This window comes from Leifsonia naganoensis, from assembly GCF_013410615.1.
Lineage (GTDB): Bacteria > Actinomycetota > Actinomycetes > Actinomycetales > Microbacteriaceae > Leifsonia > Leifsonia aquatica.
In genome coordinates, this window is record NZ_JACCHJ010000001.1 from 679,246 (window position 1) to 705,037 (window position 25,792).

Consider the following 25,792-nt stretch of genomic DNA (forward strand, 5'->3'; position numbering starts at 1 on the left):
TCAGTTGCCCTTGGTGCAGGTCTGTTCGGCGGCGGTCTGGCCGGTGACGGTCGACGGCAGCGCGACGGAGGTGGTGGTCGGGGCCGGTGTCGCAGTCGCGGTCGGGGTCGCGGTGGATGCGGGGGCCGTCGCCGTCGGGGTGGGCGTCGCTGCCGGAGTGCTGGGCGCGGCCTCGGTAGCGGCGCCGGTCGTACCGGTCAGCTGGATCGGGGTGTCGGACGTGAGCGCCTGCTGCAACGCCGCGACCCCGGTCGGCTCGGGGACGACCCGGTTGACGTCGTCCGGATCGGTCATCGACGGGTACTGCACGAAGACGAAATCGGTGAGCGGCACGCTCTTCAACGCCAGCGCGATCGACACCAGGGTCGTCGGCGAGTCGAGGGTGTCGGAGAGCTGGATGTTGGAGGTCGCCGACTTGGCGAGGCCGTAGAGGGTGAGCGGGTTGCTCAGCACGCCGGCGCTGGTCGCCTTGCGCAGCAGCGCGGACAGGAACAGCTGCTGGTTGCTGATCCGGCCGAGGTCGCTGCCGTCGCCGACTCCGTGCCTGCTGCGGACGAACGCCAGCGCCTGAGCGCCGACCAGGGTCTGCTCCCCCGCCGCCAGGTCGAGGCCGACATACGGGTCCGTCACCGCGGACGCCAGGCACACCGTCACTCCCCCTACGGCGTTGGACATGGCGATCACGCCGTCGAAGGAGATCTCCGCGGCGTAGGGGATGGTCAAGCCGGTGAGCTGCTCCGCCGCCAGCACGACGCACGACAGGCCGCCGACGGAGAGCGTGGTGTTGAACTGGCCGCTCGAGACTGCCGAACTCGGCCCGTTCGAGGTCGGGCACGACGGGATGGGCGCCATGAGGTCGCGCGGGATGCTGATCACCGTCGCGTGCTGGTGGTCGGCGGAGAGGTGGAGGACCATCGTCACGTCGTTGTTGCCCGCACCCGAACTCCCGGCGAGCTCGTCGGAGGTCGAGAACTGGCCGCCCTGGTCGGTGCGGGTGTCCGTCCCCGCGAGCAGGATGTTCACGGCCCCGCTCTCGGCGCCGACCGTCGGGGGCGTGACCGTCTTGCCGGACGCGGAGACGAGGTGGATCGACGGCTTGAGCGAGTGCAGCGTGTCCCCGACCGCGTATGCGGTGACGGCGCCCGCCGACACGACCGCGACCGCGACCACCGCCGCGATCAGGCGCGCGAGCGGTCCGCGCGCCGAGCGGGCGGCGAGGCGTCCGTGGCGGACGGCGACCGCGGTCGAGGAATGTCTCACACGGGGACGCTAGCCGCCTCACCTGCGCACGGGCTTTCGGAGCCATGAGGAAACCGAGAGGTGATCCTGAGAGCAGGCGCGGCGGAAACGCGAAGCGCCGCCCGGCGGACCGGGCGGCGCTCGTCGTGCGAGAGGCGATCAGGCGTTCTCGACGTCGTCGTCGACCCAGTCGAAGGTCTTCGTGACGGCCTTCTTCCAGAGGCGCAGCTGGCGGTCGCGCTCGGCGTCCTCCATCTTCGGCTCCCAGCGGCTGTCCTCCTGCCAGTTCTTGCGGAGGTCGTCCAGGTTCTCCCAGAAGCCCACCGCGAGACCGGCGGCGTACGCGGCACCCAGCGCGGTCGTCTCGGCGACGACCGGGCGGATGACGGGGACGCCGAGGATGTCGGCCTGGAACTGCATGAGGGTGTTGTTGGCGATCATGCCGCCGTCCACCTTCAGCTCCGTGAGGTCGACACCGGAGTCGGCGTTGACCGCGTCGAGCACCTCGCGCGTCTGGAAGGCCGTGGCCTCCAGCGCCGCGCGGGCGATGTGCCCCTTGTTGACGTACCGCGTGAGGCCGACGAGCGCGCCGCGCGCGTCCGACCGCCAGTACGGCGCGAACAGGCCGGAGAACGCCGGCACGAAGTACGCGCCGCCGTTGTCCTCGACCGTCTTGGCCAGCTCCTCGATCTCCGGTGCGCTGGAGATGAGGCCCAGGTTGTCGCGCAGCCACTGCACAAGCGAGCCGGTGACGGCGATCGAGCCCTCCAGGGCGTAGTGCGGCTTCTCGTCGCCCAGCTTGTAGCCGAGCGTCGTCAGCAGACCGTTCTTGGAGTGGACGATCTCCTCACCCGTGTTGAAGATGAGGAAGTTACCGGTGCCGTAGGTGTTCTTGGACTCGCCCGTGTCGAACGCCGCCTGGCCGAAGGTGGCGGCCTGCTGGTCGCCGAGGATGCCCGCGACGGGCACCTCGCGCAGCAGGCTCGACGCCTCGACGGTGCCGTAGACCTCGGAGGAGCTCTTGATCTCCGGGAGCATCGACTTCGGGACGTTGAACGCCTCCAGGATGTCGTCGCGCCAGCTCAGCGTCTCGAGATCCATGAAGAGGGTGCGGGAGGCGTTGGTGACGTCGGTCGCGTGCACGCCGCCGTCGACGCCGCCGGTCAGGTTCCAGAGGACCCAGCTGTCGGTGGTGCCGAAGAGCAGGTCCCCGCGCTCGGCGCGCTCGCGGGCGCCCTCGACGTTCTCCAGGATCCAGACGATCTTCGTGCCGGAGAAGTAGGTGGCGAGCGGGAGGCCGACGATCGGCTTGAAGCGCTCGACACCGCCGTCAGCGGCGAGACGGTCGACGATGGGCTGGGTGCGGGTGTCCTGCCAGACGATGGCGTTGTAGACGGGCTCGCCGGTGTTCTTGTCCCAGACCACCGCGGTCTCGCGCTGGTTGGTGATGCCGACCGCGGCGATGTCGTGACGGGTCAGGTCGGCCTTCGAGAGCGCCTGGCCGATGACCTCACGGGTGTTGTTCCAGATCTCGACGGGGTTGTGCTCGACCCAGCCCGCTTTCGGGAAGATCTGCTCGTGCTCGAGCTGGCCGGTCGCGACGATCGACCCGGACTTGTCGAAGATGATGGCGCGGGTGCTGGTCGTGCCCTGGTCGATAGCGACGACGTAGTCGGCCATAGGTAACTCCTTTGTTCTTTGGGGGTGGTGCTGTGAAGGTAAGGGCCGGTCCGGAACCCGGACCGGCCCCGGGAGTGCTACTTGAGGATCGGGAGGAGCAGGAGTGCGAGCCAGCCGGCGAGGAGACCGCCGATGATCGGCCCGACCACCGGGACCCACGCGTACGACCAGTCGCTGCCGCCCTTGCCCTTGATCGGGAGGATGGCGTGGGCGATGCGCGGGCCGAGGTCACGGGCCGGGTTGATGGCGTACCCCGTCGGACCACCGAGGCTCGCGCCGATGCCGATCACGAGAAGGGCGACGGGCAGGGCGCCGAGGGCGGCGAGTCCGGCTGCGGTTCCGGGCTGGTGGCCGAACGCGATCACCACGAACACCAGCACGAAGGTGCCGATGATCTCGGTGACGAGGTTCCAGCCGTAGCTGCGGATCGCAGGTCCGGTCGAGAAGACGCCGAGCTTGTTGGCCGGGTCCGGCTCTTCATCGAAGTGCTTCTTGTACGCCAGCCAGGTGAAGACGGCGCCGATGATCGCGCCGATCAGCTGAGCGAGGATGTACAGGATGACGGTGACGAAGTTCACCGGCACCAGTGTGTGGGCCGCTGCGTTGCCGAAGGCCGGGGCGTTATTGGCGACCAGGCCGAGCGTCACCGCCGGGTTGAGGTGGGCGCCGGAGTTGTAAGCGACGACGACGCCCGAGAACACCGCGATGCCCCAGCCGATGTTCACCATCAGGAACCCGCCGTTGAAGCCCTTGTTCTTGATGAGTGCGACGTTCGCCACGACACCGGTACCGAGGAGGACCAGCAATGCCGTGCCCACCAACTCAGACAGGAAATCTACACCGATATTGTCCACGTTGACCTTCCAGTTGTTCGGTTGACCCGCACCCTGTTGTGCGATGAGGTGTGATCCAAGTCAGGGTGGGCACTTGAACGCTATTGGGCCGTGCCGACCCGGACAAGGACCGTGCTATGCACGTTCGTGCATTATCGGAGCGCCGCGGCTTCGCTCCCGTCTCCGGACACGAGGTGCACCCGGTGGGCGGCTGCCAGTTCCGCTATGAACGCATCTTCCTCCTCGGAGCGCCGGTTTGGCGACCATCCGAGCGCGTTTGCCGTGATTTCGCCGATCTCGTGGACCAGCGGGCCACTGACCGCGCCGGTGAAGGCGAGGCTGGTGCGGCGCAGGAAGACGTCGGAGAGGTGCGCGACGTGCTCCGTGCGCACCAGGTAGTCGACCTCGGCGCGGGAGTAGTCGGGGGCCGCGGCGAGCGGTGCGTCGTCCCCGTCGGCGCCGGCGATCGCGTCGATGACGAACGTCGCCTTCGTGCCGTAGCGGTGCAGGAGCTGCGCGGCGCGCTCGGCGCCGACGTCGGCGCCGTACCGGGCGATCCAGTCGCGCTCGGCCTGCGCCGTGGTCGGGAAGCCCGCGCCGCCGCCGATCGCGAGGCCGAGGGTGGAGAGTCGGCGCTCGGTCTTGAGCGCGGCGAGGGTCTCGTTCGCGAGGTGCTCGGAGAGAGCGCGGAACGTCGTCCACTTGCCGCCGACGAGGCTGAGGACCGTGGTGTCACCCAGGCCCGTGAGGGTGCCGGGGACGATGCGGTAGTCGCGGGAGACGAATCCCGGCGCCGTGTCGTCGTGGTGCGGGAGGGGCCGCACGCCCGAGAAGCTGTAGACGATCTGCTCGCGGGTGACGGGGATCGATGGGAATACGTGCGAGACCAGCTCGATGAAGTAGTCGATCTCGTCCTCGGTGCAGACCGCGGGCACGTTCAGGTCCGCGTCGATGTCGGTCGTGCCGACCATGACCCGGCCCTTGAGCGGGTAGATGAGGACGATGCGGCCGTCGTTGTTCTCGAAGAACATCTCGCGTCCCTGGCAGGCCTCGAGCAGACGCTCGTTGTCGAGGACGATGTGCGACCCCTTGGTGCCGCCCATGAAGCTCGTGTCCTGGCCCAGCGCCTCGTTGGTGAGGTCGGTCCAGGGGCCGGAGGCGTTGACGACGACCTCGGCGGAGATCGCGAACTCCTCGCCGGACTCGCGGTCGCGCACCAGCACGCCGCCGTCCTTGGTGCCGACGGCCTCCACGTAGTTGACGGCGCGGGCGTGCGGACCGGCGGCGAGGCCGTCCGCGAGCACGTCGAGCGCGAGCCGCTCCGGGTCGTGCACGGAGGCGTCGAAGTAAGTGGCGGTGTACTTCAGGCCGGGGTTCAGCTCGGGGAGCGTCTCGAGGGACTTCTTGCGGCCGTGGAACTTGTGACGGGGCACACTGCCGCCGTCGCGCGAGAACGCGTCGTAGATGGTGAGGCCGGTCTTGATGAGGAACGCGCCGCGCTCCTTCGGCTTGCCCTGCTTGTGCGTGAGGAAGCGCAGCGGCGCGGCGAGGATGCCGGAGAAGGTGGAGTAGATCGGGATGGTCGTCTGGAGCGGCTTCACGTAGTGGGGCGCGATCTTGAGCAGGCCGTTGCGCTCGGTCACCGACTCCTTCACGAGACGGAACTCGCCGTTCTCGAGGTAGCGGATGCCGCCGTGGATCATGTGGCTGGAGGCGGCGGACGCGCCTGACACGAAGTCGTTGCGCTCCACGAGCACCACGTCGACGCCCTGGAGCGCCAGGTCGCGGAAGGTGCCGAGGCCGTTGATGCCACCGCCGATGATGAGGACCTGGGCGGTGGGACGGTCCTGGAGGCGCTTGACCTCGCTGCGGACGCTCGACGTCGCTGTCACGGGAGACTCCTGTATTTCTGTCGATCGGGTGAAACGTGCAGCTATAGTCTTGGTTGCCTGCACAACTTCGATCAAGCTCGATGCACATACGTGCAGCGCTCCCCGATCCGAGAAGACGACCCCGATGCCCTCCCCCGAACCCGACACCCTCACGGACAAGGTGCGCGATGCCCTCAAGGCCGGCCACCTCTATTACATGCAGGACCTCACGATGGAGGCCATCGCGCACGAGATGCACACGTCGCGATCCAGCGTCTCGCGGCTGCTCAGCTACGCGCGCGCCTCCGGACTGGTCACGATCCAGATCGCCCAGCCGCACGAGCGGGCCACCCGGATCCAGCAGGAGATCCACGACCGCTACGGCATCGCGGCGCACATCGTCCCGATGCCGAGCGCCATCAGCGACGTCGACCGGCTCGAGCGCGTCGCCATCTCCGCTGCACGGATTCTCGACCGCTTCATCGACTCGAACCAGACCGTCGGGGTGGCGTGGGGCTCCACCATGAGCGCCCTCAGCCGCCACCTCATCCCGAAGGAACTGCACAACATCGAGTTCGTGCAGCTCAACGGCGCCGGCAACACCTATACGACCGGCGTGCTCTACGCCTCCGAGATCCTGCGCCGCTTCGGCGACACGTTCTCGGGCACGATCCAGGAGTTCCCCGTGCCCGCCCTGTTCGACGACCCGCAGACCAAGGTCGCGATGTGGCGGGAGCGCAGCACCCGGCGCATCCTCGACATCCAGGAGCGGATGGACGTCGCGCTGTTCGGCCTCGGCTCCCCCTTCTCCGAGGTGCGGTCGCACGTGTACGCGGGAGGCTACCTGGGCCAGGAGGACTACGCGTCGCTCGACGAGTCGGGCGTCGTCGGCGACGTCGCGACCGTGTTCTTCCGCGAGGACGGCAGCCACCACGACATCCCGCTGAACCAGCGCGCCAGCGGCCCCGACATCGACCTGATCAAGCGCGTGCCGCGACGCGTCTGCATCGTCTCCGGCCCCTCCAAGGTGCACAGCCTCCGCGGCGCGCTGGCGGCGGACCTCATCACCGACCTCATCGTCGACGAGGGCACGGCGCGCGCGCTCGTGGCCCGCGACGATGACGCCGGGTTGCCGCGGGAATAGTCCCGCCACGGGGGCGTTGACTACACTCGACAACAGAACAACGTGCTCCGGGGTCGGTGAGAGTCCGAACCGGCGGTCATAGTCCGCGAGCGGGCGGCGTGCGAACGCCTCCTGCTGAACCGGTGGAATTCCGGTACCGACGGTAATGCGTGCAGGCTCAGGCCCGTGCGCTCAGTCCGGATGGGAGGCAGCACGAAGCGGTGGTCGGTGACGGCCGCCGCCCGCGCGACCCCGGGACACGTCCGCTCTTCGACAGACAGGACGACGATCCCATGACCCGGGAAGCAGCGATGCGCACCGCGCTCGAGCTGGCCGCGAACGGCCCGGCCACCGGCGTGAACCCGCGGGTGGGCTGCGTGATCCTCGCCGCCGACGGCCGCGTCCTGGCCGAAGGCTGGCACCGCGGCGCCGGCACCCCGCACGCCGAGGTGGATGCGCTCTCCCAGCTGCCCGAGGACGGCGCGCAGGGAGCGACGGCGGTCGTCACGCTGGAGCCCTGCAACCACTGGGGGCTGACCGGCCCGTGCTCCGAGGCGCTGATCGCCGCCGGCGTCGCCGAGGTCGTCTATGGCGTCGACGACCCGGGCCGCCACTCCGGCGGCGGCGCCGAGCGCCTGCGCCAGGCCGGCGTCGTGGTGACCGGCGGGGTGCTCGCCGCCGAGATCGAGGAGTTCCTGGGCGACTGGCTGACGGCCGCCCGGCTCGGCCGCCCGCACATCACCGTCAAGTGGGCGAGCAGCCTGGACGGGCGCGCGGCCGCCGTCGACGGCACGAGCAAGTGGATCACCGGCGCGGCCGCCCGGCAGCGCGTGCACGAACAGCGCGAAGCGTCTGACGCGATCGTCGTCGGCACGGGCACCGTGCTCGCCGACGACCCGAGCCTCACCGCCCGCGGAGACGCCGGCGAGCTGCTCGCCACGCAGCCGACGCCCGTCGTCGTCGGCACCCGCGCCGTCCCGAACGACGCGGCCGTGTTCCGCCACCCGCGCCCCGTCGTCTTCGAGGGCACCCACGACCTCGAGGCCGTGGTCGCCGACCTCCACCAGCGCGGGTTCCGCCGCGTCTACGTCGAGGGCGGCCCCACCCTGGCAAGCGCTTTCGTCGCCGCCGGCCTCGTCGACGAGTACGCGATCTACCTCGCGCCGACCCTGATCGGCGGCCCCCGTCTCGCGCTCGGCGAGATCGGCGTCGGCACGATCGGCGAGCAGCGGCGGTTGCGCATCCTCGGCGTCGAGCAGCTCGGCGGCGACCTCTACGTGCGCGCCGTGCCCGCCACCACCCCCTCCCCCGACTCCGCCCAGGAAGGCTGACATGTTCACCGGAATCATCGAAGAGCTCGGCGAGATCACGGCCGTCGACCGCGTGGCCGACGCCGCCAGGATCACCGTACGCGGACCGCTCGCGGTCAGCGATGCGAAGCACGGCGACTCCATCTCCGTCAGCGGCGTCTGCCTCACCGTGATCGGGCAGGATGCACAGACGTTCACGGCCGACGTGATGGCCGAGACGCTCGCGATGAGCACCCTGGACGACGTCGCCCCCGGACGTCGCGTCAACCTCGAGCGCGCCGCGCAGGTCGGCGACCGGCTCGGCGGCCACATCGTGCAGGGCCACATCGACGGCACCGCGACCGTGCTCTCCGTCACCGACGGGAGCGCATGGCGCGTGGTGCGCCTCAGCCTCGACCCGGAGCACGCGGCCTTGGTCGTGCGCAAGGGCTCGATCGCGATCGACGGCGTCTCGCTCACGGTCAGCGAGGTCGGCGGCGGACGCGAGGACGGCTGGTTCGAGGTCTCCCTCATCCCGGAGACCCTCGCCGCGACCACGCTGGGCGACCGCGCGCCCGGGGATCGCGTCAACATCGAGACGGACATCCTCGCCCGCCACGTGGAACGCATGCTCGCACTCGGCGAGCGGAACGAACGGAGTGAGTCATGAGTCTCGCCACCATCCCGGAGGCCCTCGCCGAGCTGCGCCTCGGCCGGCCCGTCATCGTGGTCGACAACGAGAGCCGCGAGAACGAGGGCGACGTCGTGATCGCCGCGGAGCTGGCCAGCCAGGAGTGGATCGCCTGGACGGTGAAGAACTCCTCCGGCTTCATCTGCGCTCCGATGACCAACGAGATCGCCGACCGCCTCGACCTGCCGGTGATGGTCGCCAACAACGAGGACGACCGCGGAACCAACTACACGGTCAGCGTCGACGCCGCGAACCGCCTCTCGACCGGCATCAGCGCCGCCGACCGCGCGCACACGCTGCGCGTGCTCGCCGACCTGGACTCCACGCCGGCCAGCCTGCACCGCCCCGGTCACATCATGCCGCTGCGCGCGGTGGAGGGCGGCGTGCGCGAGCGCGACGGCCACACCGAGGCCGCCGTCGACCTCCTCACCCTCGCGGGGCTGACGCCGGTGGGCGCGATCTCGGAGATCGTCGCGGACGACGGCGAGATGATGCGCCTGCCCGGACTCATCGAGCTGGGCGAGCGCGAGGGCGTGCTCGTCGTCACCATCGAGGCGCTGATCGCCTACCTGCAGGAGTTCCACTGCGACCAGCCGCTGGCGCCGGTGACCCCCATCCCCGAGTCCTCCCGCGTGATCTTCGAGGTCGAGACGACCGTCCCGACCACGCACGGGCCGTTCCGGATGCGCGCCTACCGCGATCGCATGACGGGCGCCGACCACGTCGCGATCGTCGCGGGCGAGCCCGGAGCCAACGGCACCCTGGTGCGCGTGCACTCGGAGTGCCTCACCGGGGAGGCGTTCGGCTCGCTCAAGTGCGAGTGCGGTCCGCAGCTCGACGCGGCGCTCGACACGATCCAGCGCGACGGCGGCGTCGTCGTCTACCTGCGCGGACACGAGGGCCGGGGCATCGGCCTCATCAACAAGCTGCGCGCGTACAAGCTCCAGGAGGACGGCCTCGACACGCTCGACGCCAACCTGGCGCTCGGCCTGCCGATCGACGCCCGCGACTACGGCGCGGCCACGGCCATCCTGCAGGACCTCGGCATCGAGTCCGTACGCCTGCTGACCAACAACCCGGAGAAGGTGCGCCAGCTCGAGGAGCACGGCATCGACGTGGACGAGCGGGTGCCGCTCGTGGTCGGCGTCGGCGCCTTCAACGAGGGCTACCTGGAGACCAAGCGCGACCGGATGGGTCACGCGATCGGGAGCATCGACCAGACCCCGATGGACGACACGGCTGCGATCGCAGCGGAGAGGACCACACGATGAGCGGAGCGGGAGCCCCCAACGCGGCAGCGGCGATCGACGGGAGCGGCCTGAATGTCGTGATCGTCGCCGGCACCTGGCACGAGGAGATCACGGACGGCCTGATCGCGGGCGCGCAGCGCACGCTCGAGGCGTCGGGCGCCACCTGGTCGCTGGTGCGCGTGCCGGGCAGCTTCGAGCTCCCGGTCGTCAGCAAGACGGCTCTGGAGTCCGGCGCCGACGCGGTCGTGGCGCTCGGCGTCATCATCCGCGGCGGCACCCCGCACTTCGAGTACGTCTCGGCGGCGGCGACCGACGGCCTCACGCGGGTCGCCCTCGACACCGGCAAGCCCGTCGGCTTCGGCGTGCTCACGCTGGACGACGAGGCGCAGGGCATCGACCGGGCGGGCCTCCCTGGCTCGAAGGAAGACAAGGGCGAGGAGGCGGCCCACGCCGCACTCGCCACCGCGATCACCCTCCGCGAGCTGCGCGGCTGAGGCTACGGCTTCCAGACCATCAGCACGACGACGGCGACGAGGAGCAGGGACGCGACGCCCGATCCGGCCGCGATGGCCGGGTACTTCGCCACGGTCCCGCCCTCGATCGCCTCGCCGGCACGACGCATCGTCGGCACCACGAGGAAGAGCGTCAGGCCGAGTGCGACGACGTAGAGGATGATCGACCACAGGATCCACGGCGTCACGATGCTGAGGTCGTACTTCTTGTCGGCCAGGCTCATCGCGCCGAACCCGAAGACGACCACGAGCAGCGACAGCAGGGACATGAGGTTCGTCGACTTGGCGAGCACCTGGACCTGTCCCGCGTTGCCCGCGCGCACGGCGCGCATGGCGGTCATCGGGAGGATGGCCATCGGTCCGACGATGAAGACGGCTGCGACCACGTGGAGGACGTTGAACAGAGTATCCATGCGGCCAGCCTAGCGATCGGGGCGGTGCGCGGATTCGTGCGTCCCGCGGTCCGCGCATAAGCTGGAAGGTGCGCCACAAGCGCTTCCACCTCCACTTTTCCCCGCCTCACCAGCTCCGGACGCCCGATCGACGCCCGTACGCACCGCGGTCTCGCCTCCCGTCCCGGAAGATTCCACGCATGTCTACGACGGCCTCCGTCAATCCAACGCCTTCCCCGCAGCCCGTGAACACCCGCGGCCGCGTGATCCTCGCCAGTCTCATCGGCACGTCGATCGAGTTCTACGACTTCTACGTCTACGCGACCGCGGCCGTCCTGGTCTTCCCCTCGCTGTTCTTCACTAGCGAGGACCCGACCGCCGCCCTGCTGTCGTCGTTCGCCGTCTTCGGCGTCGCGTTCATCGCGCGCCCCGTCGGCTCCATCCTCTTCGGTCACTTCGGCGACCGGATCGGGCGCAAGGGCACCCTCGTCGGCTCGCTGCTGACGATGGGTGTCGCGACGGTGCTGATCGGCTGCCTCCCCACCGCGCAGACCCCCGGCTGGGAGTTCTGGGCCCCGTTCCTGCTCGTCGTGATGCGCTTCTGCCAGGGCCTCGGGCTCGGCGGCGAGTGGAGCGGCGCGGCCCTGCTCGCGACGGAGAACGCCCCCGCCGGCAAGCGCGCCATCTACGGCACGTTCCCGCAGTTGGGCGCCCCGATCGGCTTCATCGTCGCCAACGTGCTGTTCCTCATCCTGAACCTCTCGATGAGCGCCGACGCGTTCGCGGCCTGGGGATGGCGTGTGCCGTTCCTGCTCAGCGCGGTGCTCGTCATCGTCGGCCTCTACGTGCGGCTCAAGCTGGTGGAGACGCCCGCCTTCCAGAAGGTCGTCGACGACGGCGAGGTGGCGAAGCTCCCCCTCGCCCGCGTCTTCAAGACCAGCTGGTGGCAGATCGTCCTCGGCACGTTCATCATGCTGGCGACCTACGTGCTCTTCTATCTGATGACCGCGTTCACGCTCACCTACGGCACCACGGCGGGATCGGCCGACGCCGCTCGTGCCGCAGCCGAGAAGGCCGGCAAGGCGTTCGACCCGTCGACGTTCGTGCCCGGCCTCGGCTACACGCGTAACGACTTCCTCATCATGCTCATCATCGGCGTGGTGTTCTTCGGCATCTTCACGCTGGTCGCGGGGCCGCTCGCCGAACGCTTCGGACGTCGCAAGACGCTGATCTGGGTCACGCTCGGGATCATCGTCTTCGGCCTCCTGTTCGTCCCGCTCTTCGCGGGCGGGACCGTCGGCACGATGGCGCTGCTCATCGTCGGCTTCACGCTCATGGGCCTCACGTTCGGCCCGATGGGAGCCGAGCTGCCCGAACTCTTCCCGACGAACGTGCGCTACACGGGCTCGGCCATCGCCTACAACCTGTCGAGCGTTCTCGGTGCGGCCGTCGCGCCGACGATCGCGGTGTGGCTGTGGACGGTCGGCGGCGGATCCACCGTCTGGGTCGGGGTGTACCTGTCGCTGGCGGGTGTGCTCACGCTGATCGCCCTCCTCCTCTCCAAGGAGACGAAGGACATCGACTTCTCCGACAACGTCAGCTGACGCTCCGCTGAACCACGAGAGCCCCGCGGATCCTGGATCCGCGGGGCTCTCGTCGTGTCGGGACGCGACGGGCGTCAGCCGTGCTGGCCGCCTTGCTTCGACTGGAAGAACTCGGCAGCGCTCTGTCCGTCGGCGCTCGTCGCCGGCGCGGCGGGCGCAGCCGGGGCCGCCGGCGTCGCCGGTGCGGCCGCCTTGGCCTTCGGCTTCGGCTGATCGTCGATCACGGCCTGGAGCGTCTGCGCGTCCGCCTTCGCCTGGTCGTCGGCCGCGTTCAGCGTCTTCACCGCGTCACGCAGGGCATCGGTGTTCGAGGCGACCGTCTTGTTGAGCAGCGTGGCGTTGGCCGCGATCGTGTCGAGCGTGTTGCCGAGCTGGGCGACGAACCCCGCGAGAGCGGGCTCGGCCGAGCCGCCCGAGCTGCCGCCGACCTGGTACTCGGTGACGAGCTTCGGAGCATCGGCGACGGTCGCCGCATCGATCCGCTTGGCGTGGTCGAGGACGGTCTCGCCGTCGACTCCGACCTTCTTCGCAGAACTGGTCATCTGTTCCCTCCCCTCCTCGGGACTACGCGGAAACGCGTTCGCGGACCGGCGCCGGAGGAGTCCGGTGCCGATCCGCGAGCGACGTCGTTCAGAGCGAGAAGCGCCCGGCGGACGACTTGTCGGACGACACGTAGTGCTGAGAGATCTCGTCGGTCTTGTTCGAGATCTGCTCGAGCAGCGTGTTCAGAGCGGTGAGGGACTGGGTCCACTTGCGCTGGGCGTCGTCGTACGCCGTCTGCGCCTGGCCGTCCCAGGAGGCGCGGAGCTTGCCGACCTCGGACTCGAGCTGCTCGAGCTGGGACTTGATGCCGTTGGCACCGGTGCGGATCTGGCCCGAGAGAGCGGTGAGCTGTCCGGGGTCGACTGACATCGACTGCATGTTCAAACCTTCCTTATGCCTGAGCCGTACCGGCTCAGGAGCCCATCATCGACGAGAGACCGGAGATCGTCTGCTGGTGCGACTCCTCCGTGCTGACCTGGTCGCGCTCGGTGCCGCTCAGGGCGTCCTCGAGCGTGATGAGCACGTCGTTCAGCTTGCGCGTCTCGTCGTCCCAGCGGGCCATCAGCTGCGAGAACGCGCCCGCCGCCTCGCCGGTCCAGAAGCCGCGGAGCTGCTCGATCTCGCCCCGGACGAACTTGACCTGCTGGTCGATTCCGGACTTGGCCGTCCCGACCGCTTGGGCTCCGCGCTTGAGCGCGCCCTCTTCTGCTGAGATCACTCCATCAACCATGACACTCCATTCCTGATTCCATCACTGGTACGCACGGCAAGACCCCCCAAGCTCACCGACATGCAAGTGCACATGAGGTCATGTCGACACCCGCCACGCTATTGGCGTTACCGCGGGAGTGCAACCTCTTCAGGGGGATATCAGTGCTAGCACCCATGCGGGCCGACGGCGTGTCGGCTTGGCTAGGATAAGACGGCGTGGCGGTCGGCACCGCCACGCCGATTACAGGGGGAGGCACGGACCGGGTGAGTCAATCCGTCAGCACACTTCGGGCGCTCCTGCGCATCTCGGTCCAGAGCGAAGGCAGACGACTCGACGTCGGCGTCCCCGCGCACCTCCCGCTCATCGAGCTGATGCCGGGCTTCGCCCGCAGCCTCGGGGTGCTCGACCCGACAATGACGCACGTCGGGTACACCCTGCAGCGCGCCGACGGCAGCACGGTCGATCCGAGTCGTGGCGCGCTCGACCAGGGCATCCAGGAAGGCGAGCTGCTGACGCTGGCCCGAGGAGCTCTGCTCGCCGAACCGCTCGTCTACGACGACATCGTGGAGGCGGTGCTCGACGCGACCGCCGAGCAGCACCGTCCGTGGACGGCCGCGGACAATACCCGTACCGCCCTCGCCGTGAGCCTCACGATGCTCGCTGTGTGCGCCGTGCTGCTGGTCGCCGCGGGGCACTCGCTCGCGATCGGCCTGATCGTCGCGATCTGCGGCGCCGTGCTCCTCCTCACCACCTCCGCCGTCCTGTCGCGCGTCGGGCAGCCGGAGGCGGGCTGCGGCCTCGGGCTCGCCGCGGCCTCGTTCGGCGCCGTCAGCGGCTACCTCGCCGTCCCGGGCGGAGAGTCCCTCTGGGGCTGGCCCCTCGCCGCCGCCGGTCTCGGCGCCGTGGTCGTCGGCGGTGCTGCGCTCGCGCTGACCCCCTATCGTCCCGAACTGCAGCTCGTCCCCGTCGCCGCAGGAGCTGCCGTCGGCATCCCGGCCGTGATCACCGGCCTGATCCCGGACGCTCAGACCGCCGCGTACTCGCTCACGGTCGCCATCGTCGCCACGCTGGCCAACGCTCTCCCCTGGCTCGCGCTCAGCTCCACCCGGCTCCGGGTGATCAGCCCGCAGAGCGACAGCGAGGTGTTCGCGACTCCCGCGCCGATCGACGCGGAGGACGTGCGCCGCCGCGCCGCGGCCGGTCACCGCGCCCTCGTCGCGCTCCGCCTCGCGCTCGGCCTCTCGGTGCTGGCCTCGACGCCGGTCGTCGCGGGGGCGACACCGCTCGGAGCCGTCCTCTGCGCGCTGGCGTTCCTCGGCCTGATGTTCCCCGCCAGGCAGAGCTACTCGCGCAGCAACGTGCTGACCCTCATGGCGCTCGGGACGGCCGGGATCGCCGCCACCGGGCTCACGGTGGCGGTCGCCCAGCCCGCGCTCATCCCCGCCCTGCTCGCGGTCCTCGGCGGTGTGACGGTCATCACGATCGTCGTCACGCTGCTCGACCCGCGCGTGCGCATCCGGCTCGGCCGGCTGGCGGACACCGCCGAGGTGGTCGTCCTGGCCCTGCTGCTCCCGATCGGCGTCATCGCGGCCGGACTGGCCTGATCCGTGGCGAGCAAGACCGACCTCATCGAGGCCCAGAACTTCTCGCGCCGACGGCTGCTCACGGCCTTCGTCAGCGGTGCGCCGGGCGGCAAGGAGCTCGAGCCCGCCCGCCCGCTGCGTGCGGTCGTCATCGCCATAGTGCTGACGGCGGCCGTGCTCCTCGCCGGCGCGTTCTACGGGCTGATCCAGCCAGGTCTGCCGCAGGGCTGGCAGAACGGCCGCATGGTCATCGCCAAGGACACGGGCGCGCGCTACGTCTCCGTCAAAGGCGTGCTGCATCCGGTGATCAACACGGCGAGTGCCCGGCTCCTCATCCCGTCGTCCAGCTTCGCCGTCATCACGACCGACTCGCACGCCCTCTCCGGCATCAGGGTGTCCGACCCGGTCGGGATCGTCGGGGCTCCGGACGCCCTCCCCGCCGCGGACGCCCTCGTGAACACCGGCTGGACGGCCTGCGTCACCGACGACGCGGGCATCGCCACGACCATCGCCACGCGCCCCGCCGCCACCGCGACCTCCCGCGCCGTCGTCGTCGAGAACGGCGGCGACCGCTGGGTCGTCGCCGACGGGCTCCGCTACCGGGTGGACGGGGAGAACGCCGACGCCGTGCTGCGCGCCGCCGGCATCGACTCCCTCGCGCCGGTCCGCGTCTCGTCGGACTGGCTCAACCTCTTCTCCCCCGGTGCCCCGTTGGAGCCGCTCGTCATCACGGACGCGGGGACACCGGTCGCCGGCGGCGCGCTCGACGACGGGCCCCTGCTGGTCGGGGAGGTCGTCCACACCTCGGGCAGCCCGGCCGAGCAGCGCTTCGTCGTGCAGCCGGACGGTGCGCTCGCCACGCTCAGCCCGTTGGCCTGGCAGCTCTACCAGCTCGGCTCCGGCCGGACGATGACGGCCGTGCGCGACGTCTCCGCCTCGGCGGTCGCGAGCCTGCACACCGCCAAGGCCCCCGCCGGCGGTGCGGACTGGCCCGCCGACGGCTTCACCTCGATCACCTCGGGCGATCGCGCCTGCGCGCTGCTGTCCGCGGACTCCGGCGAAACCCGCACGGTGCTCGCGACGGCGCCGTCGTCGCGAAAGGCCACAGCCGGCGTCACGGTGCAGGCCGGCCACGGCGCCCTCGTGGATGCGGCGGGACGCGGCAGCGGAAGCGCCGGGATGCTCACCCTGGTCGACGCGACGGGCACGGCCTTCGCCCTGCCGGGAGCCGACGACGAGACCGTCAAACGACTCGGCTACGCTCCCGACGACGTCGGCACGATCGAGCAGAGCTGGGTGGCACTGCTGAAGAGCGGCCCCGAACTGAGCACGTCCGCCGCGGGGGCGACCTCGACCGCGTCGGCCGGATGACCCGCCCTCGCGGTCGGTTCGCGGTCGCGGGACTCGCGGGGGCGGTCGCTGTGCTGCTCAGCGCGGCCCCGGCTTCCGCGCTGGTCGCTCCCGGCGCCACGGTCGCGCGCGGCGCCTCCGTCCCCTCGGTCGCCGTCGCGGCCGACACCGGCTGCACCGACACCGCGACGCTCATCCCCCAGCGCCCTCCGGCGCTGAACCAGCTCCAGGCGCCCTCCGCGTGGGATGTCACGCGGGGCACCGGCGTCGTTGTCGCCGTGGTCGACTCGGGAGTGGATGCGGCGAACCCGCACCTGTCCGGGGTCCTCGCGGGAGGCACCGATCTGGTCGGCGACGGGGTCGGCTCGGCCGGCTACGCGGACGGCTACGGCCACGGCACGGCCATCGCGGGTGAGATCGCGGCGCAGACCGTGGACGGCTCCGGGGTGGAGGGTCTCGCCCCCGACGCGCGCATCCTGTCCGTGCGCGTCTTCGCCGGCACCGACGACCAGGCCGTCGCTGCCGGCACCGGTCCCAGCATCTCCCGTCTCGCTGCGGGCATCCGCTTCGCGGCGGACGCCCACGCCCAGGTGATCAACGTCTCCCTCTCGACCGCGGTCGACGATCCCGCCCTCCGCGACGCGGTGGCGTACGCGACCGCGCACGGCAGTCTCGTCGTCGCCAGCGCAGGGAACCGCGACTCCTCCCTCGCAGTGGAGAAGGACCAGCAGGACGGCGCGCGCTATCCCGCCGGCTACCCGGGCGTCCTCGGCGTCGCCGCGGCCGGGGCGAGCGGCGTCGTGACCGACGACAGCATCCACGGTGCGCACGTCGCCCTGAGCGCTCCCGGCCAGAACGTCCTGACGGCGGCGAACACCGGCGGGGACTGCGTGTACGCGTCCAGCGCACCGGCGACCAGCTTCGCCACCGCGTACGTCGCGGCGGCCGCGGCGCTGGTCGCCTCCGCGCATCCCGACGAGACGCCGGCTCAGTGGGCGTACCGTCTCACCGCGAGCGCCATCCGCCCGCATCCGGGATCGCGCGACGACGAGTCCGGGTGGGGCGTTGTGCAGCCGTACGAGGCGATGGTGCTCGTCCCCGGCGCTGAGACGGCCGGACCGCCCAATCCCTTCACGTCGGGCCCAACGCCCGCGGACGACACGGCGGCGGCCGGGACGGTCAGCGTACGGGCGAACGACGACAGCCAGGCTCGGCAGTCGGCCATCGCGGTGGCGATCTCGGTCGTCGGTGGCAGCCTGCTGGCCGCCATCGCCGCGCTGAGCATCCTCTTCGCGCGCCGGAGACGGGCCGCAGCGACGACGGAGTCTTAGCCGCCGAAGACGACGGCCGCGATCCCGACCAGTCCGCCGATCGAGACGACGCAGGCGCCGGCGATCCCCGCGACGGTGATCCACCCGGCCTTCCGGCTGGAACGGCGCACCGAGCTCATCGACGGCGCTTCGGCGCGGGTGGCGTCCGGCCCTGAGCCGAGGTCGGGGCCGAGAGTCGGCGGCGCAGGGATGGGACGCGGCTCGTAGGTGTCGACCGCGTTCGCCCCGACTGCTTCGGCGGCACGGGTGGAGGGCGACACGCTGGTGGGAAGCACGATCGGCGTGCGCTGGGCCCGGAGCGAGCGCCGGGTGCGCGGGACGGGCGTCCGTGGCGGGACGACCGGCGCCTCCGATCCAGCTGCGGCCGTGCCGGCGGCACGGCGGGCGATGACCGTGTCGTCGGAGTCGTCGGCCGGTGTCTCCGCGTCGTCGTCGGGACGGTGGACGACACGGGTCGCCTCGACCTCGTCGCCCTCCTCGCGATGCACCACGCGAGTCGCGTCGAGCTCCGGGTCGGTCAGCGGTCGCGGGGTGACGATCGTGTCGTCGAGTTCCGGGTCGGGCTGCGGCTCGGGCTCGGGCGCGGGCTGGAGCTCGGGCTGGGGCTCGGGCTCTGGTTCCGGCACGGGTGCTGATGGCGCCGGCGCGACGGCGAGCCGGGGAACGACGGGCGGGTCGACCGGCGCGACCGTTGCGCCCTGCTCGGGAGCGGATTCGGTGGGAGGCGAGACCCGGCGCACGACGACGGTCTCGTCCAGGGGTTCGGGTTCGGGTTCGGCCTCGGGCTCCGGTGCCGGGACGGCGCGCTGGACCACGACCGTCTCGTCGATCGGCTCCGGCCGGTGCACCACGACGGTCTCGTCCACCGGCTCCGGCTCGGGGTCCGCGCGTCGGACGATGATGGTCTCGTCGAGCTCGTCGAGCTCGTCCAGTTCGCCGAACTCGTCCACCTGCTGCTCGTCGTCGCGACTCATACCGGCACCGTGTCCCCATCGTCGGTCCACCCCGAGGGCTCGCGGGTGTCGGCCGGTCCGGCGGTACCCGGGTCGCCGCCCGCGAGCACGTCCACGACGACCGCGGTGACGTTGTCGCGCCCTCCGGCTCGGTTCGCCGCCTGGATCAGTGCCGCCGTCGTGGCCGAGGGACGGCCTCCCGCGACGAGGATCTCGCGCAATTGCTCGTCGCTGAGCTCGCCGTGCAGACCGTCGGAGCAGACCAACAGGCGCTCGCCCGTGGTCACGGGCATGAGCCAGCTGTCCGCGCGTGCATCCACAGAACCGAGGGCCCGCGTGATCACGTTCTTGTCGGGCGCCGTCGCCCGTTCGTCGTCGCGCAGCACACCCGCATCGATCCGCTCCTGCACCAGCGAGTGGTCGACGGTCAACTGCTCCAGGAAGCCGCCGATGAGGCGGTACACCCGGGAGTCGCCGACGTTGACGATGAGCCAGTGCGGTCGCCCCTCGTGCACGACCAGGATGACGCCGCTGAGTGTGCTCCCGGCGCCCCGCGCGGTCGTCGCCGCCAGCGCGGCCGTGCGACGGGAGGCCTCGTCGATCGCCGTCGAGACCTGCATCAGATCGACGGGGCCGCCGATGCACAGTGTGTCGCGGAGGGCACCGACCACCTCGGCACTGGCCTGCGCGCCCGCCTCGTGGCCGCCCATCCCGTCGGCCACCGCGAACACCGGCGCAACCGCGAGGCAGGAGTCCTCGTTGGCCGCCCGGCGGCGCCCCACATCGCTGCGGGCGTCGGCGCTCAGCTGCACGCCGGAGACGACGGCTGTCATCGGCGATCCTCTCGTTCGATGCGCAGACCAACGGTCCCCAGCAGGAGCCGTCCGGAGACGGGGGCGGAGTCGCCCGGCGCGAGCTGCCGTTCGACGCCGCCGAGGTCGAGGAACACGCCGTTCGTGGACTGGAGGTCGGTGACGATCCAGCCGTCGCCCTCCCGGGTCAGACACGCGTGCTGCTTCGACAGGGTGCGCGAGGTGTCGGGGACGGCGAGGTACTGCACGCCGGGCTCTTCCCCCGCCGGACGGCGGCCCAGGACGACCACGTCGGCCTCCAGCGGGTGGCGACCTCCGTCGTCGGTGACGAGGGTCCAGCTGACGACGGCCGGGCGCTCGACCACGATCGTCTCCGCCGCGTCGTCGTCGATGTCGATGCTCTCCTCGACGGAGACGGGCTCGGGCACTGGCGCAGGCTCGAGCGCCGGCTCCGGCTCCGGCTCGGGCTCGGGCTCGGGCGATTCCGGCACCGGGGGCCCGGCTGGCGCGTCCATGAACGGGGTGCGGATCGACGGGAGGTCGGCGACGGGTTCCGCAGGCAGCACGATGGCGTCCAGCGGCTCCGCGGCAACCGGCGACGCGATAGGGACCGGCGGCGCGATGGGGACCGGCGGCGCGATGGGGACCGGCGGGACGACGGCGACGGGAGGCTCCGCGATCGTCGCCACGGCGACGAAATCCACCACCGGCTCCGGCTCCGGCTCCGTGATCCGGGCGGGCGCACGCTCCTCGGTCGCGGCCGGCTCCCGGGTCGACGCCAGCACGGTCGCCCAGACCGGCGGCAGCAGGACGGCGAGCACCGTGGAGCCCGCGCCGCGGCCGAAGGTGCGACCGATCCGGTCGGCGGCCAGGGCGCGCAGGACGATCGCGTAGACGCAGACGACGGGGATGAAGAAGTACACGACCGTCCACGCGGGGCGCCCTCCCAGTCGCAGGATCTCGGCCTCGTTGAGCACGGGCACCCAGGCGCGCCACGGCTCCACGCCGCGCCGGGCGAACACCCGGGAGAGCGCGGCGGCGTACCAGAGGAAGATCGCGAGCCCGATGATCAGGCCGACGAGCCCCGCGATGAGCGAGAGGGCGACGAGGGTGGCGGTGCTGTCGGTCATGCGCTCGCCTTCCGGGTTCGGGGCGCCGCGAGCAGTCGCCAGGAGAGTCGCAGACGCGGGCGTCCGAGTGCACGCACGAAGGAGGCGGGATTGATCGCGGCGAGCAGCGACCGGACCGGTCCGCGCTCGGCGCGCAGACGCGCGCGCTCGGTGTCGAGGAACTCCCAGGCGCGCTCCGCCGCCTCCCGGGTGGGTGGATGCTCGGCGAACACGGCGATGTCCGTGAGCGCAGCGAGTTCGATGGCGGCGGGAGAACCGATCGCGGCCGCGACATCGCGGCGCGTGCCCGGCAGCGCCGGATCCCCGCCGTCGGTCCGGGCATCGATCAGCTCGGCCCAGGCGCCCACGACGGCGACCTCGGGCACCGAAGCATGACGGCGGCGGCCACGCCGCATCCGCTTCGCGATGAGGAGCACCAGGAACGGCAGCGTCAGCAGCAGGAGCGTCGCCACGGCGAGGCCGATGATCGTCAGCACCCGCAGGAGCACGGTCACCCACTCGGGCTGCTCCTGCACCACGGCGCGGGTCGCGTCGCGGTCGTCGTGCTGAGCGGCCGGCGGCAGCACCGTGCCGACCTGCGGCTGCTCGGGGACGGTCGGGTTCTTGGGCAGCTGGTGGTCGAGGGAGATGAGCGTCGGAGCCTTCTTGAACTGCGGCTCGACGTCGACGGTCGTCCACTCCCCCGACCCGGGAGCACGCACCTCGATCCACGCGGCCAGGTTGGCTCCCGTGCACGTGCCCGAGCAGTTCGGGACGCCGCCCGTCTCGCCCGTGCCCATGCGCACCCCGACGACGACGCGGGACTCGTAGCCCACCGCCCGCGCGAGCAGAGCGCCCGCTGCCGCGAACTGTTCGTCGTCGCCGACTCCCGACACCAGCAGGTCCGCGCTCGACGCGCTCCCGACCCGGTTCTGCTGCTCGAGCAGCTGGCTGAAGAGGGCCTCGATCCGGGCGGTGGAGTGGCCGGCGAAGCTCGACTCGAACGGGTAGGCGGACTGGCTGCGCAGCGCGGCGATCCAGCTGGCCGCCTGGTCGTCCTCCGCGAGCGAGTGGCTGAGGTAGCCGCGGTCGCGCAATCGGGAGATGAGCTCCTCGAAGCCGCCGGCCGTCCGGGGCTGGCCCTGGGCCTCCAGCCACGCCGCGAGCTCGGGGTGCGCCTTCAGGTCGACGAGGCTGCTGGTGCCGGGGTCCGCCAGCGGGACGGCCGGGGTGCCGGTCCCGTGCACCTCGTAGCTGTCACCGCTGCGCACGCCGCGCGCCCCGTCGGTGCCCGGTGTGGTGTCGATGCCGGCGCCGGTCTGCTTGTCGAGGTAGAAGGCGTCGGTCAGCGCCGCGGCGCGCGGGCCGCTGAACGTGGGCGACGTGCGGGTGTCGGCCGGCATGGGCAGCCAGATCCCCGAGTACCCGTCGCCGATGGTGACGGTCAGGGTCCGCGCGCCGGGCGCGGGGGAACCGCCGGGCAGGCGCGAGAAGCGGGTGTCGCCCGAGACGAGGAAGTGCTCGCCGTCCCAGTCGTCCAGGGTGGCCAGCCGCAGCCGGTCGACGCCGGATCCCGCACCCGTGACCGAGAAGAGCTCACGGTCGAACGCGTCCTTCTCGAACGACGCGCGGTAGCGGCCGAGCGGCGTGGTCTGCTGCTGGACCACCAGCAGCGGCTCCGTCGAGGTGCGCAGCGTCTCGCGCGTGCTCGTGCCGGCGAGTGCGGGCCCGGCGGTCAGACCCGCGGCCAGGGCGACGATCAGGAGTCCGGCGCCCAGCAGGCGTCGTCGGACGGCGGCACCCGTCGACGCGGAGCCCTGGCGCACCACGCCGACCGTTCCGCGCGCGGCGGCGAGGGCGGCGCGACGGCGCAGCTGGGCGCGCAGTGTCAGCCAGACGAGGGAGGCCGCGACCAGGAGCAGGCCGAGCAGCACCTCCCGGGGCGCATCGATGCGGATGCCCAGCAGCAGGAACGGGGCGCCGGGGTCCGTGGCCCCGAACGCGATGCCGAAGACGCCCATCCCGAGGACGACCGGGACGGCTGCAGCCGCCCGGCGCTCGGGCGAGAGTGCCAGCGCCGCGGCGATCGCGGAGCCGATCAGGAACAGCGCGTAGACCGGAACCAGCACCGCCTGGTACTGACCGACCGGCAGGTCGAGGGTGAGCAGCTGCTTCCACCCCAGGACGATGCCGGTCACCCCGTCGAGGAGGCCGCGCAGCACGCCGAGGGGCGACGACAGCGCCGACGGCACGGCGAGGGGCACCACCCCGACGAGATAGAGGGCGGCGACGACGAGGATGTGGAGCCACGCGGGCCAGCGTCGCAGACGTGCCACGACGCCCGTGCCGACGCCGACGACACCGGCGTAGGCGGCGACCGCGATGAGCCGCGGCGTCTCGTACAGCGGCCACGCGAGGGCGCAGGCGAGCGCGAGGCCGATCAGCACGTAAGCGACGGCGAGGATCGTCTGCGGCACGTCCGGCCGGAGTGCGGCCGCGCGCTGTCTGCGGGCCCGGCGCGCTGCCGCCCGCGCTCCGTCGCCTCCCACCGGGGCGCTCACTGCAGGGCTCCGCGGGCGATCAGCTTGCCGAGGTCGTCGAGAGCGCCGACGGTCAGGACGCTCATCGGACCGAAGCGGCGGAACGCCGGGTCCGCGCCGAGCTCGCAGCGGACCGCGACGCACTGCGTGTCCGGCCCGAACGCGATCGAGGCGCCGCGCAACCGGCCGAGCGGGGTGTGCGCGCCCGTGACCAGGAACACGACCGAGAGGTTCGGGTTCGACTGGGCGGTGAGCTTCGCGACGTCCTCGAGGCGGCTGGCGCGCTCGGCCAGCTCGATCTCCGAGAAGCCGTCGAGCATGGCGGCGGCGTTGCGGGTCGGCAGCGTGCGGATGGTCACGACCTCGCCGCGCACCAGTTCCGGACGCTCGGCGCTCGTCGTCACGACCAGATCACGGCCGTCGCGCACGGCCTGGAGGCTGAGCGACGCGGCGACGCTGACGGCGAGCTCGAACTCGTCGTCCGACTCGTACTCCTCCTCGGCGGTGATGCCGATGGTCACGGCGATGCGCGAATGCCGCGCCTCCTCGTACTGCCGCACCATCAGGCGTCCGGTCTTCGCCGTCGACTTCCAGTGGACGTGGCGGCGGGAGTCGCCGGGGACGTAGTCGCGGATGGCGTGGAACGCGAGATCGGCGTCGACGATCGTGCTGGTGGGGAGGCCCTCGAGGTCGCGGATGAGACCGGCGCTGGTACCGGGGATGAGGGCGGTCACGGGGTGGACGTGGAGCGTGTGGACCTCGGGCCAGAGCGCCTCCCGCCGCAGCAGCCCGATCGGATCGCCGCGGGACACGGAGACCGGGCCGACGTCGATGACACCGCGACGAGCAGCCGCGATCGACAGACGCTCGGTGTGCTCGGCGCCGGCGGCGAGCAGCGGCACGTAGGCCTCCGCGAGGCCGGTGCCGATGGGCACGTCCACCCGCCCGGGCAGCGACGCCCTGCTGCCCGCGTTGCGGACCACGAGGCTGCCGGTGACGTCGTCCCCCGCGACCACTCGCTCCCGGTCGAGGGCGAGCTGCACCCGGTAGTCGTGCGAGCCGAGGAGGAAGGGGACGCAGACGACGATCAGCGCCGCGGCGGCCGCGGCGACGATCCAGCCGAGGCTCCAGCCGGCGACCCAGCCGGCGACGGCACCGGCGACGAGCACGCACACGACGAGCCACCCGGGCGCGGTGACGGTCTCCGCCAGCCAGCGCGCTGAGGCGCGCAGCGCCGAGCCGACGGCCGCCGCGGCCGCACGGCCCCAGAAGACGCCGTCCTCGACGATGCCGGTGCTGCTCCTCGTGACGCTCGTGACCGTCGAGGCACGCGTGCGCGTGCCGGTGACGGTGCGCGTCAGCCGCGAGGAGGTGTCGTCGTACTCTGCCATCCGCCTCAGGCCGCTCCGTTCTCCACGGGCGCCTCGACGTCCAGCAGGATCTGCCCGATCACGGCGTCGGCGGTCACGCCGTCGAACTCCGCGTCCGGGTTGAGCACGAGGCGGTGCGCGAGCACCGGGAGGGCGAGGTCGCGCACGTCGTCGGGGGTGACGAAGCTGCGCCCGTGCGCGACGGCCCAGGTCGCGGCGAGGCGCGCGAGGGCGAGGCCGCCGCGCACGCTGACGCCGAGCTTGACCTCGCTCGCACGGCGGGTGGCCGCGATGAGCCGCATGATGTAGTCGAGCACGAGCGGGCTGCTGTAGACACCGGCGACGAGGTCGGACATGGTCACGATCAGCTGGGCGTCGACGATCTCCGGAACCTCGCGGCGCGGGTGCATCGCGCCCTGCAGGATCCGCAGTGTCGACGCGTCGTCGGGGTAGCCGATGGAGGCGCGGATCATGAACCGGTCGAGCTGCGCCTCGGGCAACCGGTAGGTGCCGGCCTGCTCCACCGGGTTCTGCGTCGCGATCACGACGAACGGCACACCGACGGGGCGGGTGACGCCGTCGACCGTGACGCGGCCCTCCTCCATGACCTCCAGCAGCGCCGACTGGGTCTTCGGGCTGGCACGGTTGATCTCGTCGGCCAGCACCACGTTGGCGAAAATCGGGCCCGTGTGGAACTCGAACTCGCCGCGCTTCTGGTCGTAGACCGTGATGCCGGTGACGTCGCCCGGCAGGAGGTCGGGGGTGAACTGGATTCGCGTCGACGTGCCGCGGATGGTCTGGCCGAGGGCGCGGGCGAGCGCCGTCTTGCCCGTGCCGGGGACGTCCTCGAGCAGGATGTGGCCCTCGCTCAGGAGGGTCGCGAACACGAGCTCGACGATGTGCCGCTTGCCGAGCACCGCCTGCTCGACGTTCTCCACGAGCTGGGCGAAGGTCGACTGGAACCAGGCGGTCTGTTCGGGGGTGATGGTCATGCGTCTTCCTCGG

23 protein-coding genes and 1 riboswitch are annotated in these 25,792 nt (G+C 71.4%); of the genes, 9 read left to right on the forward strand and 14 right to left on the reverse strand.

The features are described 5' to 3' along the window. The 4 genes from HNR14_RS03350 to HNR14_RS03365 all read right to left on the reverse strand — a co-directional run bounded on the left by HNR14_RS03350 (position 1) and on the right by HNR14_RS03365 (position 5,644). A complete protein-coding gene (locus tag HNR14_RS03350; RefSeq protein ID WP_179699884.1) occupies positions 1-1,260 on the reverse strand; it encodes an LCP family glycopolymer transferase in 1,260 nt (419 codons plus the stop codon). A 138-nt stretch (positions 1,261-1,398) separates the two neighbouring features. After that, a complete protein-coding gene (gene glpK / locus HNR14_RS03355; protein ID WP_179699885.1) occupies positions 1,399-2,919 on the reverse strand; it encodes a glycerol kinase GlpK in 1,521 nt (506 codons plus the stop codon). 77 nt (positions 2,920-2,996) lie between these two features. Beyond that, the gene (locus tag HNR14_RS03360; protein WP_246311665.1) at positions 2,997-3,725 is read right to left on the reverse strand and encodes an MIP/aquaporin family protein; all 729 of its coding nucleotides are present in this window, start codon (positions 3,723-3,725) and stop codon (positions 2,997-2,999) included. 179 nt (positions 3,726-3,904) lie between these two features. Further along, positions 3,905-5,644: an FAD-dependent oxidoreductase gene (locus HNR14_RS03365; RefSeq protein ID WP_179699887.1), complete on the reverse strand. Its 1,740-nt coding sequence runs from the start codon at positions 5,642-5,644 to the stop codon at positions 3,905-3,907. Between the two features lie 124 nt (positions 5,645-5,768). Between HNR14_RS03365 and HNR14_RS03370 the strand changes: the two genes are divergently transcribed. From HNR14_RS03370 to ribH, 5 genes are all read left to right on the forward strand, one after another. Beyond that, complete coding sequence (locus HNR14_RS03370) at positions 5,769-6,767, forward strand: sugar-binding transcriptional regulator (protein WP_179699888.1); 999 nt, start codon at positions 5,769-5,771, stop codon at positions 6,765-6,767. Between the two features lie 39 nt (positions 6,768-6,806). Further along, positions 6,807-6,964: riboswitch (FMN riboswitch) on the forward strand. 75 nt (positions 6,965-7,039) lie between these two features. After that, positions 7,040-8,077: a bifunctional diaminohydroxyphosphoribosylaminopyrimidine deaminase/5-amino-6-(5-phosphoribosylamino)uracil reductase RibD gene (gene ribD / locus HNR14_RS03375; protein WP_179699889.1), complete on the forward strand. Its 1,038-nt coding sequence runs from the start codon at positions 7,040-7,042 to the stop codon at positions 8,075-8,077. A gap of 1 nt (position 8,078) precedes the next feature. Next, a complete protein-coding gene (locus HNR14_RS03380; RefSeq protein WP_021755765.1) occupies positions 8,079-8,705 on the forward strand; it encodes a riboflavin synthase in 627 nt (208 codons plus the stop codon). Further along, the gene (locus tag HNR14_RS03385) at positions 8,702-9,997 is read left to right on the forward strand and encodes a bifunctional 3,4-dihydroxy-2-butanone-4-phosphate synthase/GTP cyclohydrolase II (protein WP_021755767.1); all 1,296 of its coding nucleotides are present in this window, start codon (positions 8,702-8,704) and stop codon (positions 9,995-9,997) included. The genes HNR14_RS03380 and HNR14_RS03385 overlap by 4 nt, the downstream gene beginning before the upstream one ends. Further along, positions 9,994-10,470 (forward strand): 6,7-dimethyl-8-ribityllumazine synthase, encoded by a 477-nt coding sequence (ribH, locus tag HNR14_RS03390; RefSeq protein ID WP_021755769.1) that lies wholly within the window; start codon positions 9,994-9,996, stop codon positions 10,468-10,470. The genes HNR14_RS03385 and ribH overlap by 4 nt, the downstream gene beginning before the upstream one ends. A 2-nt stretch (positions 10,471-10,472) precedes the next feature. Here the strand turns inward: ribH and HNR14_RS03395 are convergent, their stop codons facing one another. Next, a complete protein-coding gene (locus tag HNR14_RS03395) occupies positions 10,473-10,901 on the reverse strand; it encodes a DUF2269 family protein (protein WP_179699890.1) in 429 nt (142 codons plus the stop codon). A gap of 179 nt (positions 10,902-11,080) precedes the next feature. On the opposite strand from HNR14_RS03395, the gene HNR14_RS03400 reads away from it, so the two are divergent. Beyond that, positions 11,081-12,484 (forward strand): MFS transporter, encoded by a 1,404-nt coding sequence (locus tag HNR14_RS03400; RefSeq protein WP_179699891.1) that lies wholly within the window; start codon positions 11,081-11,083, stop codon positions 12,482-12,484. 74 nt (positions 12,485-12,558) lie between these two features. Here the strand turns inward: HNR14_RS03400 and HNR14_RS03405 are convergent, their stop codons facing one another. The 3 genes from HNR14_RS03405 to HNR14_RS03415 form a co-directional block, all read right to left on the reverse strand. Further along, the gene (locus HNR14_RS03405) at positions 12,559-13,026 is read right to left on the reverse strand and encodes a hypothetical protein (RefSeq protein WP_179699892.1); all 468 of its coding nucleotides are present in this window, start codon (positions 13,024-13,026) and stop codon (positions 12,559-12,561) included. Positions 13,027-13,114: 88 nt separating this feature from the next. Then, positions 13,115-13,405: a WXG100 family type VII secretion target gene (locus HNR14_RS03410; protein ID WP_021765178.1), complete on the reverse strand. Its 291-nt coding sequence runs from the start codon at positions 13,403-13,405 to the stop codon at positions 13,115-13,117. A gap of 34 nt (positions 13,406-13,439) precedes the next feature. Next, positions 13,440-13,757 carry a WXG100 family type VII secretion target gene (locus HNR14_RS03415; protein WP_021765177.1) on the reverse strand — a complete coding sequence of 106 codons (318 nt, stop codon included), beginning with the start codon at positions 13,755-13,757 and terminating at the stop codon, positions 13,440-13,442. 245 nt (positions 13,758-14,002) lie between these two features. On the opposite strand from HNR14_RS03415, the gene eccD reads away from it, so the two are divergent. Genes eccD through HNR14_RS03430 form a run of 3 tightly spaced genes read left to right on the forward strand, consistent with a single transcriptional unit; the run spans position 14,003 to position 18,003 of the window. Beyond that, positions 14,003-15,343 carry a type VII secretion integral membrane protein EccD gene (gene eccD / locus HNR14_RS03420; RefSeq protein ID WP_179699893.1) on the forward strand — a complete coding sequence of 447 codons (1,341 nt, stop codon included), beginning with the start codon at positions 14,003-14,005 and terminating at the stop codon, positions 15,341-15,343. Positions 15,344-15,346: 3 nt separating this feature from the next. Further along, the gene (eccB, locus tag HNR14_RS03425; protein ID WP_179699894.1) at positions 15,347-16,693 is read left to right on the forward strand and encodes a type VII secretion protein EccB; all 1,347 of its coding nucleotides are present in this window, start codon (positions 15,347-15,349) and stop codon (positions 16,691-16,693) included. Continuing rightward, a complete protein-coding gene (locus tag HNR14_RS03430) occupies positions 16,690-18,003 on the forward strand; it encodes a S8 family serine peptidase (RefSeq protein WP_179699895.1) in 1,314 nt (437 codons plus the stop codon). The genes eccB and HNR14_RS03430 overlap by 4 nt, the downstream gene beginning before the upstream one ends. Here the strand turns inward: HNR14_RS03430 and HNR14_RS03435 are convergent. The 6 genes from HNR14_RS03435 to HNR14_RS03460 are packed head-to-tail and all read right to left on the reverse strand — an operon-like array spanning position 18,000 to position 25,779. Then, positions 18,000-18,977, reverse strand: a complete 978-nt coding sequence (locus HNR14_RS03435; RefSeq protein WP_179699896.1) for a hypothetical protein — start codon at positions 18,975-18,977, stop codon at positions 18,000-18,002. The two genes, HNR14_RS03430 and HNR14_RS03435, sit on opposite strands and share 4 nt — an antisense overlap. Next, a complete protein-coding gene (locus tag HNR14_RS03440) occupies positions 18,974-19,789 on the reverse strand; it encodes a PP2C family protein-serine/threonine phosphatase (RefSeq protein WP_179699897.1) in 816 nt (271 codons plus the stop codon). Before HNR14_RS03440 ends, HNR14_RS03435 begins: the two co-directional genes overlap by 4 nt. After that, positions 19,786-20,898: a DUF5684 domain-containing protein gene (locus HNR14_RS03445; protein ID WP_179699898.1), complete on the reverse strand. Its 1,113-nt coding sequence runs from the start codon at positions 20,896-20,898 to the stop codon at positions 19,786-19,788. The genes HNR14_RS03440 and HNR14_RS03445 overlap by 4 nt, the downstream gene beginning before the upstream one ends. Further along, positions 20,895-23,438, reverse strand: coding sequence for a transglutaminase domain-containing protein (locus HNR14_RS21275; protein ID WP_179699899.1), 2,544 nt, complete (start codon positions 23,436-23,438; stop codon positions 20,895-20,897). Before HNR14_RS21275 ends, HNR14_RS03445 begins: the two co-directional genes overlap by 4 nt. Then, positions 23,435-24,808, reverse strand: a complete 1,374-nt coding sequence (locus HNR14_RS03455) for a DUF58 domain-containing protein (protein WP_179699900.1) — start codon at positions 24,806-24,808, stop codon at positions 23,435-23,437. Before HNR14_RS03455 ends, HNR14_RS21275 begins: the two co-directional genes overlap by 4 nt. 5 nt (positions 24,809-24,813) lie before the next feature. Beyond that, positions 24,814-25,779 carry an AAA family ATPase gene (locus HNR14_RS03460; RefSeq protein ID WP_021764679.1) on the reverse strand — a complete coding sequence of 322 codons (966 nt, stop codon included), beginning with the start codon at positions 25,777-25,779 and terminating at the stop codon, positions 24,814-24,816. Between the last annotated feature and the right edge of the window lie 13 nt (positions 25,780-25,792).